The sequence below is a fragment of the Cohnella faecalis genome, from assembly GCF_003570905.1.
GTDB classification, from domain to species: Bacteria; Bacillota; Bacilli; order Paenibacillales; family Paenibacillaceae; genus Cohnella; species Cohnella faecalis.
The window spans coordinates 14,347-32,134 of the sequence record NZ_QXJM01000056.1; the positions used below are offsets into that span (position 1 = coordinate 14,347).

General features: G+C 55.7%; 8 protein-coding genes and 1 pseudogene. 6 read left to right on the forward strand and 3 right to left on the reverse strand.

What is annotated here, in order from left to right:
* The first annotated feature begins 14 nt into the window (after positions 1-14).
* The 3 genes from D3H35_RS28375 to D3H35_RS28380 are packed head-to-tail and all read left to right on the forward strand — an operon-like array spanning position 15 to position 4,581.
* Positions 15-1,334, forward strand: coding sequence for a glycoside hydrolase family 125 protein (locus tag D3H35_RS28375; RefSeq protein ID WP_119152457.1), 1,320 nt, complete (start codon positions 15-17; stop codon positions 1,332-1,334).
* Positions 1,331-1,669, forward strand: a complete 339-nt coding sequence (locus D3H35_RS34385; protein ID WP_325050183.1) for a hypothetical protein — start codon at positions 1,331-1,333, stop codon at positions 1,667-1,669. Before D3H35_RS28375 ends, D3H35_RS34385 begins: the two co-directional genes overlap by 4 nt.
* Entirely contained in the window at positions 1,603-4,581 is a 2,979-nt protein-coding gene (locus D3H35_RS28380) for a beta-galactosidase (RefSeq protein WP_325050184.1), read from the forward strand. The genes D3H35_RS34385 and D3H35_RS28380 overlap by 67 nt, the downstream gene beginning before the upstream one ends.
* 106 nt (positions 4,582-4,687) lie before the next feature.
* Here D3H35_RS28380 and D3H35_RS28385 read toward each other — a convergent pair.
* Positions 4,688-5,439: pseudogene (locus D3H35_RS28385) on the reverse strand (SDR family NAD(P)-dependent oxidoreductase).
* Positions 5,440-5,577: 138 nt separating this feature from the next.
* Complete coding sequence (locus tag D3H35_RS30475; RefSeq protein WP_147355975.1) at positions 5,578-6,642, reverse strand: hypothetical protein; 1,065 nt, start codon at positions 6,640-6,642, stop codon at positions 5,578-5,580.
* A 95-nt stretch (positions 6,643-6,737) separates the two neighbouring features.
* Here D3H35_RS30475 and D3H35_RS28395 point away from each other — a divergent pair, with 95 nt between their 5' ends.
* On the forward strand, positions 6,738-8,897 hold the full coding sequence (locus tag D3H35_RS28395; RefSeq protein ID WP_119152459.1) for an ATP-binding cassette domain-containing protein: 2,160 nt from the start codon (positions 6,738-6,740) through the stop codon (positions 8,895-8,897).
* A gap of 107 nt (positions 8,898-9,004) precedes the next feature.
* Here the strand turns inward: D3H35_RS28395 and D3H35_RS28400 are convergent, their stop codons facing one another.
* Positions 9,005-9,574, reverse strand: coding sequence for a xanthine phosphoribosyltransferase (locus D3H35_RS28400; protein WP_119152460.1), 570 nt, complete (start codon positions 9,572-9,574; stop codon positions 9,005-9,007).
* Between the two features lie 308 nt (positions 9,575-9,882).
* Between D3H35_RS28400 and D3H35_RS28405 the strand changes: the two genes are divergently transcribed.
* Positions 9,883-13,260 carry a carbohydrate binding domain-containing protein gene (locus tag D3H35_RS28405; RefSeq protein WP_119152461.1) on the forward strand — a complete coding sequence of 1,126 codons (3,378 nt, stop codon included), beginning with the start codon at positions 9,883-9,885 and terminating at the stop codon, positions 13,258-13,260.
* A 94-nt stretch (positions 13,261-13,354) separates the two neighbouring features.
* The gene (locus D3H35_RS28410; protein WP_119152462.1) at positions 13,355-17,788 is read left to right on the forward strand and encodes a carbohydrate binding domain-containing protein; all 4,434 of its coding nucleotides are present in this window, start codon (positions 13,355-13,357) and stop codon (positions 17,786-17,788) included.

Sequence of the window (17,788 nt, forward strand, 5' to 3'; positions counted from 1 at the left end):
GAAGTGTATGAGCGATGGAAAAATTCCGCTTGCCCCGAATTTCATTGCGTCCTCCGGAGCTGCCGGACTCCGTCCGCGCCGTATTGGCGGAAGCGGAAGAGCGCCTGGCCGGACGTCCGAAGCTGCTGAACCTTTTTCGCAACTGTTTTCCGAATACGCTGGAGACTGCCGCCAAGCTGATGGATGACGGCACGACCTTCGTATTGACCGGGGATATTCCCGCCATGTGGCTTCGGGACTCGGTCGAGCAGGTCATTCACTACGTTCCGCTTGCGGCCGGCGATCCGGGCTTGCAGCGGATCATCGGCGGATTGATCAAGCGGCACATGGCCTGCATTCTGATCGATCCTTACGCCAACGCGTTTAACGAAACGGCCAACGATTGGCATTGGAACGCAGCGGACGGCACCGACATGGGGCCTTGGGTGTGGGAAAGGAAGTTCGAGCTCGATTCCATGTGCTTCTCCATCCGGCTTGCTTATTTGTATTGGAAGGAAACCGGTCTCGCCGATATTTTCAATGCCGATTTCAAAAAGGCGATGCGCACAATCGTCGACGTATGGCGGACCGAGCAGCGGCATGGCGAGCTGTCGGAGTATCGCTTCACGCGAGACGACGGGGAAGCAGAGGATTCGCTCCCGAACGGGGGCCTCGGCATGCCTGTCAACTACACGGGCATGATCTGGTCGGGCTTCCGGCCTAGCGACGATCCGTGCGATTTTCATTACAACGTTCCCGCCAATCTGTTCGCCGCCGTCTCCTTGCGGCAGCTCGGCGAAATTGCCAAATGGGTATTCCGCGACGAGCCGTTCGTTCGCGAAATTGCGCGGATGGAGGCAGAGGTGCGGCGCGGCGTCGAGCTGTACGGCATTTACCGTCATCCCGAGTTCGGGCCGATCTATGCGTACGAGACCGACGGATTCGGCAATTATTGCTTGATGGACGATGCCGGCACGCCGGGCTTGCTGTCCATTCCTTATCTCGATCCCTCGTTGGCAGACGATCCGGTCTACGCCAACACTCGCCGCTTCGCGCTTAGCCGAAGCAACCCGTTTTACTATGAGGGGAAGGCGGCTCGCGGCATCGGCAGTCCGCATACGCCGCCGAATTATATTTGGCACATGGCGCTGTCGATGCAGGGCTTGACCGCCTCCGACCCGGCGGAAAAGTTGGAGATGATCGCGATGCTCGAAGCGACGGACGCCGGCACGGGCTACATGCATGAAGGATTTCATGCGGACGATCCGGCGCAATTCACGAGAAGCTGGTTCGTCTGGTCGAACAGCCTGTTCAGCCAGCTTGTTCATCGGGCAATGAAGGAGGGACTGCTGTGAGTCGGACGATCGTCTTTTACGATGCCGGATTTCCGCTGGCGGGCGACTCCGAAGCGATTCGTCTAGTTGTCGAATCGCTGCTGCGGGCAGAGGCTGTCCGCAAGGGAGACGCGGGCGGACGGAAGTCGGAGGTATACGCCAGCGCTTCCGGCGATTTAGCGAGCAGGCTGTCCAGCCATGCATCCGGCGAAGGGAGCGGCTCGACGGTTATTGTTGCGAATGCGGGGCAATTGGAGCGGGCGCTCGATGAAGCTGCGGGAAGGGACGGATGCTTCGTCAACCTGCACGCCCCTATTTTCCCAAAAGCGCATGGACGTCCATCGTCGCCTATCTGAAACGGGGCGGGGGATTGATCAGCTTCGGCGGGGCTCCGTTCAAGCAGCCCGTCAGACAAGGCGCGGAAGACGGCGGTTGGGTTATTGAGCCTGAGCAGACAGCCTACCACCAGCAACTTCATATTCATGAAACGCTTAAGGTGAACGGTTCTTCAGCATGGCTGCTGAGGGCATCGGACGAAATCCCGCTGCTGGACAATGCGAAAGATTTGTTCGATTCGGGAGATAGCTGGAATTTGGTGCCCCATGTAACGAAAAGCGCCGATCTCCCTCACCAAATGGGCTCGGCCGGTCCGATGGATGCGCGGATTTATCCGTTGCTGAAGGCCGTGTCGGCCGATGGGAGAGAGAGGGCAGCGCCCGTCGTGCTCTGGGAGCATGTCGGAGGCCCTTATGCCGGGGGCCGTTGGATGTTCGTCAACGAACCGTTGTCCGAACGGTTTGCGGCCGGCGGCGGAGCGGGCTTTCTGCACGAATGGGCGGCTTTCTGCGCCGGGGGCGTTACGGAGCTATGGATCAAGCCGAATTACGCGAGCTATGCGTCGGGGGAACAGCCGATGCTCACGTTTCAATCGCAGCGAATCTGCTCGGCCGAAGCCTCTTCGGTTGGCCCGGCTCCCGTCGACTGGACCTTCCAGATCGTTATCGACCGGGAGGATCGTTCGGGGCAATCGTGGCAATTCAAATACATGGCTGAGGTGACCGGGGAGCTGGACATTTCAAGAATTCCCATTACCCTTGAGCTTCGGCCCGGCTTTTACAAAGTCATTTGCAAAGCCGAATCGAGTACGGGAGAAGTCCGGTTCCTTCGTCAGGGCTTCTGGGGAATGGACGAATCTTTATTGAAGGAAGGAAGCCCGATCGTTTGCGGCAAGGATTACTTCTGGAAGGACGGGGAGCCGTTGCCGGTCGTCGGCATGACTTACATGACCTCGGACGTTGCTCGCAAATTTTTGTTTTTGCCCAATGTCGACGCTTGGAATCGGGATATGGCCCATATGCGAAAAGCTGGAATCAACTGGATTCGAACCGGCATATGGACCGCTTACCGTAACGTCATGCAGGTCGACGGTCATGCTTCGGAGGAAGTGCTTCGCGCCATTGATGCGTTTTTGCAGACAGCCCGCAAGCATGATCTGCATGTGACGTTCACGTTCTTTTCTTTTACGCCGGAGACGTGGGAGGGTGGCAATCCTTACCTCGATCCCCGGAGCGTGAACGCTCAGAAGCGATTCATTCGCTCGATTGTGACGAGACATAGCAACACGTCGGGCGTCGATTGGGATCTCATCAACGAGCCTTCGATGTTCGATCCGGCCCGCATTTTCGCGTCGGGTCCGCGCTCCGGCCGCGACGCCGTCGAGCGGGCGGCGTTCGTCGAGTGGCTTCGCAAACGGCATGGCCGCGTTGAGCTTCTGCAGGAGCGTTGGAATATGACTCCGGACGAGCTGCCGGATTTCGCGGCAACGGAGCTTCCCGAGCCGGAAGACATCAATTTCGACGTGCAGGACATGCATCAGGCGAAAAAAGGGACGCGATGGCTCGACTATTCACTGTTCTCGATGGAAATGCTGAACCGCTGGGCGAAGGAGCTGTACGCAACGATCAAGGAAGCGTGTCCGACGCATGCGGTGACCATAGGCCAGGATGAAGCGCTTGGAGCTCAGCGGCCTTCGCCTTTCTTTTATGGGGAAGCGGTCGATTATACGACGGTTCATACGTGGTGGCTGAACGATCATCTGGTCTGGTCGGGCGCATTCGCGAAAACGGCGGACAAGCCCAGTCTCGTGCAGGAAACCGGCATTATGTACGTCGAGACTCCGGACGGCAGGGCGAAGCGGTCGGAAGCGGAGCTTCATCATATGCTGGAGCGCAAATACGCCTATTCGTTCGCAACCGGAGGCGCGGGCGCCATTCAATGGATTTGGAACACGAATTTCTATATGAACAATGCAAACGAATCCCATATCGGCGCTTTGCGGGCAGATGGCACGGAAAAGCCGGAAGCATCCGTATCCTATGACTTCGGACGATTCATGAACGATATTCGAGGATTGTTGAAGGAGCGGGTTCGGGAGCAGACGGCGGTCGTATTTCCGTATTCCAACGATTTGTCCAATCGCAGGCTTGCGTTCGACGCTACGACGACGGCATCGCGCGTTCTTGCCTATGATCTGAAGCTGCCGTTTCGCGCCGTTTCCGAGTACGATGTAACCCCGCTTGCGAAGGAACCGGCCAAGCTCGTTATTTTCCCGAGCCCTCACAATATCGACGACGACGCGCTGAACTGTTTGCTCGATGTCGTCAGCGAGACAGGGGCAGTGTTGTTGTTAACCGGACCGGCCGGGTTGGATGCTTATTGGAGGAAGAGCGGTCGTCTGACGGAGCTTCTCGGCTCCCGTGAACTGGCGAATGTCAGGAGGGAGGAGCGGCTTGAGCTGGATGGGGGCTTCTATCCCGTCTCGTTCGGCGCTCGTCGAATCGCAGAAGCGAGCAAGGAAATCGGATTGTCCGGAAGCTCGTCTTTAGTCAGCGTACCGATTGGAAGAGGCAAGCTTTTGTGGAGCCCTCTGCCCGTGGAGCTGAACGACCGGCAATCGACCGTTGCGGCGCTTTATCGTCATGCGGCAGATCTGGCCGGCTGCGTCGTCGAATTGGAGTGGATTCGCGGGGGCGATCTTCCGGGCATCTACGGCCGCAAGCTGAGCTTCCGCGACGGGGCGCTGTATGTGTTCATCTCCGAATCCGGCGACGATGCCGACATCGAGATTAAGGACATCGTTACGGGGTGCGGGTACGCTTTCCGCGCGGAGAGCGAAAGGGCCGTTCTGTTCGCCGTTGACCGCAGCGGCAAGCTGCTAAGCGTCTTCCGTCCGGAAGAGGTGGCGGTCGAATGGACTCGGCCTTCGTAATCGACACTAATTTTCGTTAACACGATTCAAGATCACGGACAACGTTTCAACAGTCCGCCGAAGAGCAAAAAAACGGCAGCGATGCCGTTTTTTTGCGTTTATAGGGCTATTTGGCATAGTAGCCGCCGTCTATCGGCAGCTCGACTCCCGTGATGTAAGACGACTCGTCCGAAGCGAGGAACAAGACACCTTTGGCGATGTCTTCGGCTTTGCCCAGACGCGGAAGCGGGGTTTGGGATTGGAACCATTGGTGCATTTTTTCGTCCTTGAACATGTCCACCGTCATTGGCGTTTCGATAAAGCCCGGGTGAACGGAGTTTGCTCGAATGTTGTGCCGGGCGAAATCGACCGCCGTCGCCTTGGTGAGCATGCGTACCGCGCCTTTGCTAGCCGTATACGGCCCGGTTCCGCTTCCTCCGGTAAGCCCGGCAATCGACGAAATGTTGACAATAGAACCGCCGCCCGCCTCGATCATATGCGGAATGACGTATTTTTGACCGAGGAAAATGCTTGTTACATTGATCGACATCGTTTTTTCCCAGTTCTCGACCGTTAAGTCCATGAACGGCGTCGCGTTGGAGATGCCCGCGTTATTGACGAGTATATCGATTTTGCCGAATTTCTCGACCGTTTCCTTCACGACGCGAATCCAATCTTCTTCCGACGTGACATTATGCTTGAAGCCAATCGCTTCGCCGCCGGCCGCTTCGATCTCCTTCGCGACGTCTTTGATCTTGTCTTCCTGCAAATCGGTAATCGCAACTTTGGCGCCTTCCTTGGCGAACAACAGCGCATCCGCTCTGCCCATTCCGCCAGCCGCCCCGTAATAATGGCCGCTTTATTGTCGAGCCTGCCCATGATGAAACCCTCCCGCCTGCTATATTATCGGCGTTATAGGTTGCGACAACTGCGTTCGTTTGATTCGCGGCGACAGTCTTTTTGCATTTTTCGCCAACACGGACTGATGCGCTTATTCAATTCGCGGGCGGTAACTCCTCAGCAATTCCGGACATAAGATACGCTAATTTGTGCAAATAAAGGTTGGAGCGTGCGAATAGAGGAAATAACCGGCTGCGTTTGGGCTACTGGGTTGTCGAACATGCGAATGAAGGAAATAGCCGGCTGCGGTAGGGCTACTCGGTTGGCGAACATGCGATTGGATGAAATAACCACTTGCGGTAGGGCTACTGGGTTGGCAGACGTGCGAATGGATGAAATAACCGGCTGGAGTTGTGCTACTGGGTTGTCGAACATGCGAATGGATGAAATAACCAGTTGCGGTAGGACTACTGGGTTGGCAGACGTGCGAATGGAGGAAATAGCCGGCTGTGGTTGGGCTACTCGGTTAGCGAACATGCGAATGGATGAAATAACCAGTTGCGGTAGGACTACTGGGTTGGCAGACGTGCGAATGGATGAAATAACCGGCTGGAGTTGGGCTACTGGGTTGTCGAACATGCGAATGAAGGAAATAACCACTTGCGGTAGGGCTACTGGGTTGGCAGACGTGCGAATGGATGAAATAACCGGCTGGAGTTGGGCTACTGGGTTGTCGAACATGCGAATGAAGGAAATAGCCGGCTGCGGTAGGGCTACTCGGTTGGCAGGCGTGCGAATGGATGAAGTAACCAGCTGGAGTTGGGCTACTGGGTTGGCAGACGTGCGAATGGAGGAAATAGCCGGCTGTGGTTGGGCTACTCGGTTAGCGAACATGCGAATGGATGAAATAACCGTCTGGAGTTGGGCTACTCGTTTGGCAGACGTGCGAATGGATGAAATAACCGTCTGCGGTAGGGCTACTGATTTGGCGAACATGCGATTGGATGCAATAACCAGCTGCGGTAGGGCTACTCGTTTGGCGAGCATGCGAATGGATGAAATAACCGTCTGGAGTTGGGCTACTGGGTTGTCGAACATGCGATTGGATGAAATAACCGTCTGGAGTTGGGCTACTCGTTTGGCGAGCATGCGAATCGGGGCGTTTCGGCTTCCAAGTATAATTATATTATTGTCGAAAGGAACCGAACAGGTGCGCGCGCTGCTGGCAAACGGGGTTTCCAATCCTCCGCAGGAATAAAAGGAAACGGAAGAAACGTGTCGAATTTTCTGAAAGGCGGCTGCGACTAGATCGGCCGAGACAGGAGAACGACAACACGATGATTCCCGTTATCCGTTTTATTTTTGCTTGCATGAAGCCTTATAAGAAGCTGGCCATGTTTTTTTTCTCGATGCAGCTGCTCGATTTCGCTTTTGTATCCTTGGCTCCGTTGAGCTTTAAGGTCATTATAGATCGGGCGATAGAGCCGAAGGATATGGACGCTTTCGTCCTCATCCTGTCGGTTCTCGGCATAAGCGGCCTTATTTGCCTTAGCGCTGGAGTCGTCAGCGATTTTGTATTCGCGAAGCTGAACGCTCTCGCGCAAAAGGATTTGCGAACGAAGCTGTTCGTGCACATGCAGCAGACGAATATCGGTTTTTTCCAGAGAACCAGAGCCGGTGAGCTCTTATCTTATTTTTCCGTTGACGCGCCGTCCATTGAGAGGGCAATGAGCATTATTTTGACGACCGGCCTGCAATCGCTCTTTGTTGTTGCGGTCAGTACGATCGCTCTGTTCTATTTGCAATGGACGATGGCTCTCGCGATTTTGGTAGGTGCGTCGGCGATCTTCATCGGGCCGTATTTGCTAGGCGGAAAAGCGCGGTCCGTTCATTCGAGCTTCATGGATCAGATCGGGCTGCTGACGGGCGACCTGCAAGAGAACATCAAGGGCCAGAAGGTGATTAGAGGTTTTAACCTCCAACGGTCGATGACGGACAAGTTCGCCGGTCGTCTTCAAGCGCTGTTCGCGATCCATTACCGGAAAAACGCGATTACTGCCCAATTGGAGCGTATTCCGATGATCAGCTTGCTGCTGATCAACCTGACGATCATCGGATTAGGCTCGTATTTGGCGCTGCAAGGCCATATTACGATCGGTTCCTTGGTTGCCTTTTTTACGATGTACACATCTATGGGCAATTCCGTCTTTAATCTTACCTTTACGATTCCCGTATTCGCAGATGCCTCGGTCAGCATCGACAGGATGAAGCAGCTCCTCGATGAGCCGAAGGAAGCGAACGGAAGCTTGCGGGCGGAGCTCTGGACGGACAAGCCGCCGGAAATCCGTTTCGAAGGCGTATCGTTCCGCTATTCGGAAGAGCGCGATATTTTGCAGCAGATCAAGCTCGACATCCCTTCCGGCGCGACCGCCGCTTTCGTCGGTTCCAGCGGCTCGGGGAAAAGCACCCTGGTTCAGCTTTTGCTCGGTTTTTACGAGCCGAACGAAGGCAGAATCGATATTAACGGGAAGCGGCTGCAGGATATGGACCGCGGCTCGTTCCGGGATCGGATCGGCGTCGTATTCCAGGACAACTTTCTGTTCAACGGAACGATTATGGACAATATTCGCATGAGCAAGCCGGAGGCGAGCGCCGAGGAAGTCGTCGCAGCCGCCAAGGAAGCGGAGATTCACGATTATATCGCCGGTTTGCCGGACGGCTACGACTCTCCCGTTCTGGACGAGGGGAGCAATTTCTCGGGCGGTCAGCGCCAACGCATCGCGATCGCCCGCGCTATTTTGCGCAATCCTCCGCTTCTGCTTCTGGACGAGGCGACGTCCGCGCTCGACCCGATTTCCGAAGCTTCCATCAATCGGACGTTCGACAAGCTGGCGAAAGACCGGACCGTCGTCACAGTAACGCACCGGCTGTCCTCGATCCAGGGGGTCGACCGCATATTCGTGTTCGATCAGGGCCGGTTGGTCGACAGCGGGACGCATCGGGACATGCTCGAAGCCGGAGGCTATTACAAGCGGCTATGGGAGAAGCAGAGCGGTCTGACGGTTTCCTCGAACGGACAAGATGCGGAGATCGATGAGGAAAGGCTGTCCAGGCTTCCGTTCTTCGAAGGCGTGGACGAGGCCGTCCTGCGGGAAATCAAAACGCTGTTCCATACCGAGACGTTCTCGGCGGGACAGCCTGTCATTCACGCGGGAGAGCACGGGGAGAAATTTTATCTCATTGCGCGCGGACAAGTAGAGGTGACTAGGCGCGATTCCGCTTCGCCGGAAGGAAGGGTGCGATTGGCCGTATTGGAGGACGGAGATCACTTCGGCGAAATCGCGCTGCTGGACAACGTTCCCCGAACCGCCGGCGTCACCGCGCTTACCTCTTGCGTTCTGCTCGTTATGCAGCGCAAAGGTCTCTATTACGTTTTATCCAACTATCCGGAAATCGATGCCCGCGTCAGACGCACGCTGAAGGAACGAACGAAGTAGGGAAGTCTGAGAGGCTAGAGTCGTAGTCCATTCGTAGCAAGGCCGGAACTAAAAAGACGACCGTTGTCTCGACAAGGGCGGCGGTCGTCTTTGCGTATGCAAACAAATTATGCGAAAAGGACTTGGCCGTTCCCCAGCGAAGCGACCCGCGCGAGCGATTCGACGCGATAGCCTTGCTCCCTCAGCTTGGCCCCGCCCGGCTGGAACGCCTTCTCAATAACGATGCCGATGCCCGCAACCTCGGCTTGAGCTTGCATCGCGATGCGTGCCATGGCAAGAGCCGCTTCGCCGTTGGCCAGGAAGTCATCGACGATCAGCACGCGGTCTCCCGGAGAGAGAAATTTGCCGGAGACGGACACTTCGCTTTCCTCTTGTTTTGTGAAAGAGTACACTTTCTCGGTGAAAAGGCCGTCCCGAAGCGTCAACGACTTTCTTTTGCGGGCAAAAATGACGTTGACTTTCAGTTCCAGCGCGGTCATGACGGCCGGTGCGATGCCTGAAGACTCCAACGTCAGCACCTTGGTAACGTCGCTGTCCGCGAACAAGCCGGCGAACGTTCGGCCGATTTCGAGCATGAGCACGGGGTCGATCTGATGATTGAGGAAGGAGTCGACCTTGAGCACTTGCTCACTCAGGACGATACCTTCCTCGCGGATTTTCTTTTTCAGAAGCTCCATGATAAGGCCTCCTTGACGGGTTCGTTTCGCTTTTTCGTCCTATTCTATCACAAGTCCCGAATAAAGCGTGATAGTGCGTCGTCCGACATGAAAATTCGACATAAATCGAGTTATTTCAACTTCTCCATTCGTTTATTTATTACTTAAGTCGCTATTGTTGTTGCCCATATTGACAACTATTTTGGGAGCGTGCTACTTTCTAAGAGGAAACCGGTTTCCTGTCGTTGCGCGTCCTGATCAGACGCTTTTCCCTATTTTTTAGTAGCATCTTGTAAGCGCTTTACCACATTAAATGGAGGAGGGAGTTCATGGTTATCCGGACAGTCAGAAAAAGCTTCTCGCCATTGCTTGTATTGGCATTGTTCTTATCGGTCTTCATCAACGTCCTGCTCGTTCCGCCGAAGCCTGTCCATGCGGCCAGCATCGGTACCGTGGACGAGAACGACACGATTTATCAGATCATGGTCGATCGATTCAACGACGGCGATTCCAGCAACAACGCGACGGGCACAGCTATCCGCTACGCCGAAAACTCGGAAGAAGATTTCCGGTACATGAAGGGCGGGGATTGGCAGGGAGTCATCGACAAACTAGGCTATATCAAAAACATGGGCTATACGGCCATCTGGATTTCCCCGGTCGCCGAGCCGCAAATGACGAACCGGGACAACAACGGCTCGGGCAAGAACACCGCGTATCACGGCTACAACGTGAAGGATCCGAATAAGGCGAACCCTTATTTCGGAACGAAGGAAAAGCTGAAGGAGCTTGTCGATTCCGCGCACGCTCTCGGCATCAAAGTTGTCATCGACGTCGTACCGAATCATATAGGCGATTATATGCTCGGGACGCAAGCGTTCTACGATATTCCGAGCTTGCAGCCGGCAGCTCCGTTCAATAACCCGGCGTGGTACCACCACAACGGGGATATTAACTGGTCGCTGGCGGACGGCAACTATGATCCGTCAATACAGGCTTATTTGGAAAATCACGATTTGGGCGGGCTCGACGACATCGATTTCGATGTTCCGGCAGCCAAGCAGGCCATCTTCGACTCGATCAAGGGCTGGTTCGACTATACGGGCGCGGACGGCGCTCGCGTCGACGCCGCCAAACTGATGTGGCCGACCGATATCGGCGCGCTGCAAAATTATCTCGGCGTCAACACGTTCGGCGAAAATTTCGACGGCAACGCCGAATTCGTCTCTCGCTGGGTCGGCACGAACAAGGAATGGGGAATGCTGGACTTCCCGCTATTCTTCCAAGTGCTCAACAGCTTCGCATACGGTCAGTCGTTCGATGCGAACGTCAAAAACGCGTTTGCCCAGGATTTCCGCTACAACGGCAATGAGAACCACATGGTTACGTTCATCGACAATCACGACCGCAACCGGTTTTTGACCGAGGCGGGCGGCAGCGTAGAGAAGCTTCAGAACGCGCTTGCATTCATATTCACGGTGCGCGGCGTGCCGGTCGTCTTCCAGGGTACGGAACAAAACAAAGGAAACGGCAACGGCCAAATCATTACCGGAGGCATCTCCGATACTTGGAACCGCTGGTCGATGGTGAAGCGCGATACTAACGGCAGCGTCATTCAGAACTATTTTGACGAGAACACGAACACTTACCAGTTCGTAGCCAAGCTGAACCAAATTCGCAAAACATACGAAGCGCTCCGCAAAGGCAAACAACGCGAAATGTGGTCAGCGCAAAACCTGTATGCGTTCTCCCGCCGCGTCGAAAGCGGAACGAACGTCGGTCAGGAAGTCATCTCCGTATTCAGCAACGCTTCTAGCGGCACGCAGACCGTCACGATCCCGCTTCGTGCGGAGAGTACGCTAACGGTCGGAACGGTGCTCGTGAACCAACTCAATACTTCGGACAGCGTTACCGTTCAATCCGGGGGTGCGACTGGCAAACAAATTACGGTAAGCGTAGGCTCGAACTCGGGCAAAATTTACGCCAAGCAGCTCACCGATACGATAGCGCCGACGGTACCGACGAATGTGACGGCGACAGCTGTCAGTTCGACCAGCATTCAAGTCGGGTGGACGGCATCGACGGATAACAACGCCGTCACCGGCTACGAGGTGTACCGCAACGGTACGCTGGTCGGCACGCCGGCTGGCACGTCGTTCACGGATACGGGCCTCACGGCGCAGACGACTTATTCGTACACCGTCAAAGCTTACGATGCGGCGAGCAACAAATCGGCGCTAAGCTCGCCGCCGGCGACGGCGACGACACTGCAGGTCGATACGCAGCCGCCGTCCGTCCCGCAAGGAGTAACGGCGACAGCGGTATCGTCGTCGGCGATCAACGTAGCATGGACGGCCTCTACGGATAATATCAGCGTCACCGGTTACGAAGTGTTCCGCAACGGCACGTTGATCGGGCAGACGGCCTCGCTCACCTATGCCGACACCGGTCTTGCGGCGAGTACGGCATACTCCTATACGGTGAAAGCGTTCGATGCGGCGGGCAACCGATCCGATCTAAGCGCTCCGCCGGCGGTGGCTACTACAAGCGCCGGAAATAACGTGACCATCTACTACAAGCAAGGCTTTACGACTCCTTACATTCATTATCGACCGGCTGGAGGAACCTGGACGACAACTCCCGGCGTTCCGATCCCGGCGGCCGAAGTGACCGGCTACAACAAAATTACGATTAATATCGGAACCGCGACCCAGCTTGAAGCGTGCTTCAATAACGGAAGCGGCACATGGGACAGCAACAACCAGCAAAATTACTTGTTCGGTGTCGGAACGTGGACCTACACGCCGACAGGCAATATCGTATCGGGCGGCCCGGATTCCCAGGCTCCTACCGTACCGCTGAACGTCGGGGCAATTGAGTTGTCCGCAACCTCGATCAGCGTGACTTGGAACGCTTCCACGGATAACGTGGCCGTTACAGGATACGAGATTTACCGCAACGGAACGCTCGTTGGCACATCGACGAGCACCTCCTACACGGACACCGGTCTTGCGGCTTCTACCCTTTACAGTTACACGGTGAAAGCTTACGACGCGGTCGGCAATAAGTCGGCGCTAAGTTCTCCTCCGGCTACGGCGACGACTGCGGCTGGCAACACCACAACGATTTATTACAAAAACACGAACTTTACGAATTCCTACATTCATTACAAGATAGACGGATCGTCGACCTGGACGACGGTTCCGGGCACGCAGCTGCAAGCTTCCAACTTCCCCGGCTACAATGCGATTACAATCAATCTCGGAAGCGCGTCGGGATTGACCGCCGCCTTCAATAACGGCAGCGGAAGCTGGGACAACAACGGAGGCAACAACTACACGTTTGCTTCCGGTACGTGGAGCTTGGTGAACGGCAACAAGACACAAGGACAGCCTCAAGCGGACAGCGTCACCTTCCGCGTAACGGTTCCGTCTTCGACGCCGGCGAACGGCCCGGTTTACATCTCCGGTTCGTTCAACAGCTGGAATGCGGCCGACCCGGCCTTCCAATTGACGAAAGGCTCGGACGGGGTGTACTCGATTACGCTTAGCCTTTCCGGAACGGCCATTCAGTACAAATTTACTCGCGGAAGCTGGGCTACTGTCGAAGCGAATTCGAACGGCAGCGACATTTCGAACCGGTCGCTGACTCCGTCCGGAGGCGCTCAGACGGTCAATGCGACCGTGCAGCGGTGGAAAGACCAATAATACACATCAGGGCGGGCTGTTGATGATCGTATCGACAGCCCGCTTTTTTTTCTCGATTTAGCAGTTCCATTCGGAAAGGGGAAAAATAAAGGAAATGTTCAAATCCAAATGGCTGGCCAAAACGACCGCAGCGCTTGCGGGGGCTTTGCTGGTGCTGCAAGCCTCGGTCACCCCGGCGTCCGCCGAAATTGCCGCGGCTCACGTTTATCATAACCATATGCCGAATTTCTGGGCTTTCTACGATGTTAACCAGTACTCTTCGACGTCCGTCGGCAGCCCGATCCGCTATACGTATGACGGTGACGTTATCGCGCTTAAGAACAACCCTCCCGCAGGCTACACTTACTTTTTGCCGAACGGCTCTCCGATGCCTCATGACGATCTTGTGTCCTATTACTCGCATCACGCAAAGAAAGGAGCTTATTTAACCTGGCCGTGGTCCGTGGCCAACGATTTAAGGAGCAGCCAGCCGACAGCCCAGATGCACGTTACGATGTCGGGCGCGGTCATCAACAATGTGAACAATATCATTCAGAGAGGGAACGTGTCGGACTACAACAATCCGAACTGGTGGCAGCCTTGGCGCACCGCTTACTCGAATCTGATCACGACGAACGGGAAGAAGACTCTCGATCTCATCCATTTTTCCGGCCATCACTCGATGGGGCCTCTTACGGGCAACGATTATTTGCTGAAGGATTTGATTTATCAAAACGTTACGCTTGCTCAGCCGTATTTTCTTGGTACCGCTTTCAAGTCGTCGAAAGGATTTTTCCCGACGGAGCTTGGCTTCTCGGAGCGCATTATCCCGGTGCTTGACAAGTTGGGCATTAAATGGTCGGTTATCGGAAACAATCACTTTTCACGAACGCTTAAAGATTATCCTCTGTTGAATAGTCCGGGAACGGATACGATGGTGTCGCCTCCGAACCGGGCCGATCTGCAAAATACGAGCACAGTCGGCTCGTGGGTCAACCAGAATATGACCAACGAGCAGCAGGTCGTCTACAACAAATATCCGTTCGCGTCTACGCCGCATTGGGTGCGGTACGTCGATCCGGCCACGGGTGCGGAATCGAAGCTTGTCGGCGTTCCTGTTGCTCAAGCGGAATCGTGGGAGGAAGGCTTCATGGGGTCGACGAAGGCGACGGCGCTCAAGCCTTTCGAGGGGCTGACGGCGCAGAAGCAGTTCTTCGTTATCGCCCACGACGGGGACAACAACATGGGCCGCGCCGGCTCGGAAGAAACCTGGCGCAACGCGGCTAACGTAACCTATACCGATTCGGGCGTCAAAGGGATGGGAATCGACGAATATTTGATCGGAAATACGCCTGCGGCGAGCGATGTCGTTCACGTGCAGGACGGCTCATGGATCGATACGAGGGATTCGTCGTCCGATCCGACGTGGTACCATTGGCATTTGCCGTTCGGCATATGGAAGTCGCAATTTTCAAGCTTCAATCAGGTCAATCAAACGTCGCTTGCGCCGAAGAAGAACTTGTCCGGCATCGACGACGGGATGACCGTCTCGTTCGAGAAGGGCTATCATTATTTGGAGCGCAATTTCGCCTTGCTTCAAGCCGCCTTGAACTACGCCAAGACGGCCGAGCAAATTTGGCTGGACGACCATCTGAACTATTGGCATCCTTCTACCCCTCAGGAGAACGAAATTACGTATCCGGGCAATCAGCTCAATCCGTGGATGCTGTCGTACCCGGTCAAGGGCGATCCGAACAACGATTACGCCGGAGGCGCCAACCCGGCGGAGCTGGCATGGTACTTCCTGCTGCCTGCGCTGGATTCGGGCTTCGGCTATTACGACGAGAATGTGGACGACAACGTGAAGCCGACGCTGTCCTTCAACCAATCGTTGTATTTCTCCAAGCCTTACGTACAGCAGAAGCTGGCGAAGGACAAAACGGGTCCTTCCGTCTGGTGGCCGCAGCGTTACCCTTATAACCCGGGTAGCGCCAACGTGAGCAAAGCGGAAGGCTGGACGCTCCATCACTTCGACAATTCGTTCGCCATCTACTCGTACGCCTACGATACGAGCGGCATCCAGAACATCAAGGTAAAAGTGAGAGCGCACACCAGCAAGCAGGCCGACGCTTCCGACAATACGTTCAAGGTGTACGATCCGGCGGCGATGCAAGCGGCGGGCGTGCAAGGCATCGATCCTACAAAAGTCGGGGCATGGACGGAATATCCGATGAACGTTCGCGATCTGACGCCGGACATCAACGGAGTGGACTGGCAGCCGAGCGGCAAAGCGACGATGGCGAAAGTACCGGCTCAAGAAATCGGCAACCTTTATTACTCTTACATCAACAATTACCGCGACCAGCTTTTGGACTACTATATCGAAGCGACCGACTCCAAAGGCAACGTCACCCGAAGCGACATTCAGCAAGTGTACGTAGGAGCGGGCAAATACAATCTCGTCAACGGCAAATACGTCGAGGATATTAACGGCACGGTCACGGGTACTCATCCGTTCATCACAGATCAGCCGGACATTCCGGACGACGAGTCTCCGTCTGTACCGACGGATGTCGCCGCCCAGACACTGAATGCCTCGTCCATCAAAGTAACGTGGACAGCTTCGACGGATAACGTAGGCGTCAAAGGCTACGAAGTGTACCGGAACGGAACGAAAGTCGGCACGACCGCGTCGACCACCTACACGGACAACGGACTAGCTTCCAGCACAACATATTCGTATACCGTCAAAGCTTATGACGCGAAGAACAATTTCTCCTCGTTAAGTGCTCCTCCCGCAACGGCGACGACGCCGGCGGGCAATAATGTGACGATTTATTACAAGCGGGGCTTTGCAACTCCTTATATTCATTACCGCCCGGCAGGCGGCACATGGACGACTTCGCCGGGAACGGCCATTCCGGAATCGGAGGTTGCGGGCTACAACAAAATTACGGTTAGCATCGGCTCCGCGACTCAATTGGAGGCATGCTTCAACAACGGCAGCGGTACTTGGGACAGCAACAACGGGTCGAACTACTTGTTCGGAGTCGGGACCTGGACCTACACGCCGACGGGGAACATCGTCGCCGGAGCTCCGATCGTCGACACCGAAGCTCCAAGCGTACCAACGAACGTAACCGCGCAGGCGTCGACTGCTTCGACCGCAAACGTGAGCTGGAGCGCTTCGACGGACAACGTGGCGGTGACAGGCTACGACGTCTACCGGAACGGAACAAAAGTCGGCTCGACGGCCTCGACATCGTATTTGGACACCGGATTGGCGGGAGGGACGGCGTATTCGTATACGGTGAAAGCCTACGATGCGGCGGGTAACAAATCTGATTTGAGCACTCCTCCGGCTATTGCTACGACTTCGGCGGGCAACAACGTCACGATTTACTACAAGCAAGGATACACCACGCCTTACATTCACTACAGACCGGCGGGAGGAACGTGGACGACCTCTCCTGGAACGGCCATACCGGTATCCGAGATTCCGGGCTACAACAAGATTACGATTAACTTAGGCTCGGCCAGTCAGCTCGAAGCTTGCTTCAACAACGGAAGCGGCACGTGGGACAGCAACAACGGAGCGAATTATTTGTTCGGAGTTGGGGTGTGGACGTATACGCCGACCGGCAATATCGTATCGGGTCCTCCTCCGATTCCGGAATCGGATCCGCCAACCGTACCGCAGAACGTCTCGGCGCAAGCGGTGTCCGCCGGATCGATCAGCTTGACGTGGACCGCGTCGACGGATAATGTCGGGGTAGCTGGGTACGAGGTGTACCGGGGAGCTACGCTTGCGGGAACGGCGACGGGAACGACGTTCACCGACAGCGGCTTGTCGCCGGCAACCGCGTACAGCTATACGGTAAAAGCGTACGACGCGGCAGGCAATCGTTCGGCCGCAAGCTCGCCTCCGGCAACGGCGACGACGCAAGCTGGCAATGCCGTCACCATCTATTACAAGAACGCGTCGTTTACGAGCACCAATATCCATTACAAACTGGACGGTTCGACGACTTGGACAGCGCTGCCCGGAGTCGCCATGCAGCCTTCGACTTATTCGGGCTACAAGACGGTTACGATTCAGCTTGGCAGCGCGGCCGGTTTGACCGCGGCGTTCAATAACGGCAGCGGCACTTGGGACAGCAACGGTGGCAATAATTATCATTTTGCGGCGGGCGAATGGACGCTCGTCAACGGGACGATAACTTCCGGCGTTCCCCAGCCGGACAGCGTCACCTTCCGGGTGACGGTTCCCGCATCGACACCGGCCGCCGGTCCTGTCTACTTGACAGGCTCGTTCAACAGCTGGAATGCAGCCGATCCGGCGTACCAGCTGACGAAGGGTACGGATGGCGTTTATTCGATCACTTTAAGCTTGCCGGCGGGTACGGCTATTCAATATAAGCTTACCCGAGGCAGCTGGGCGACCGTGGAGGCGCAATCGAACGGCAGCGACATCGCCAACCGCACATTAACGCCTTCTGGAGGAGCGCAAACGGTGAGCTTGACGGTGGTTCGTTGGAAAGACCAATAG

Coding starts and splice junctions, on each gene's coding strand:
- D3H35_RS28375 (WP_119152457.1), top strand. CDS start 15: ATGGAAAAATTCCGCTTGCCCCGAATTTCATTGCGTCCTCCGGAGCTG.
- D3H35_RS28380 (WP_325050184.1), top strand. CDS start 1,603: ATGCTTCGTCAACCTGCACGCCCCTATTTTCCCAAAAGCGCATGGACG.
- D3H35_RS28395 (WP_119152459.1), top strand. CDS start 6,738: ATGATTCCCGTTATCCGTTTTATTTTTGCTTGCATGAAGCCTTATAAG.
- D3H35_RS28400 (WP_119152460.1), bottom strand. CDS start 9,574: ATGGAGCTTCTGAAAAAGAAAATCCGCGAGGAAGGTATCGTCCTGAGT.
- D3H35_RS28405 (WP_119152461.1), top strand. CDS start 9,883: ATGGTTATCCGGACAGTCAGAAAAAGCTTCTCGCCATTGCTTGTATTG.
- D3H35_RS28410 (WP_119152462.1), top strand. CDS start 13,355: ATGTTCAAATCCAAATGGCTGGCCAAAACGACCGCAGCGCTTGCGGGG.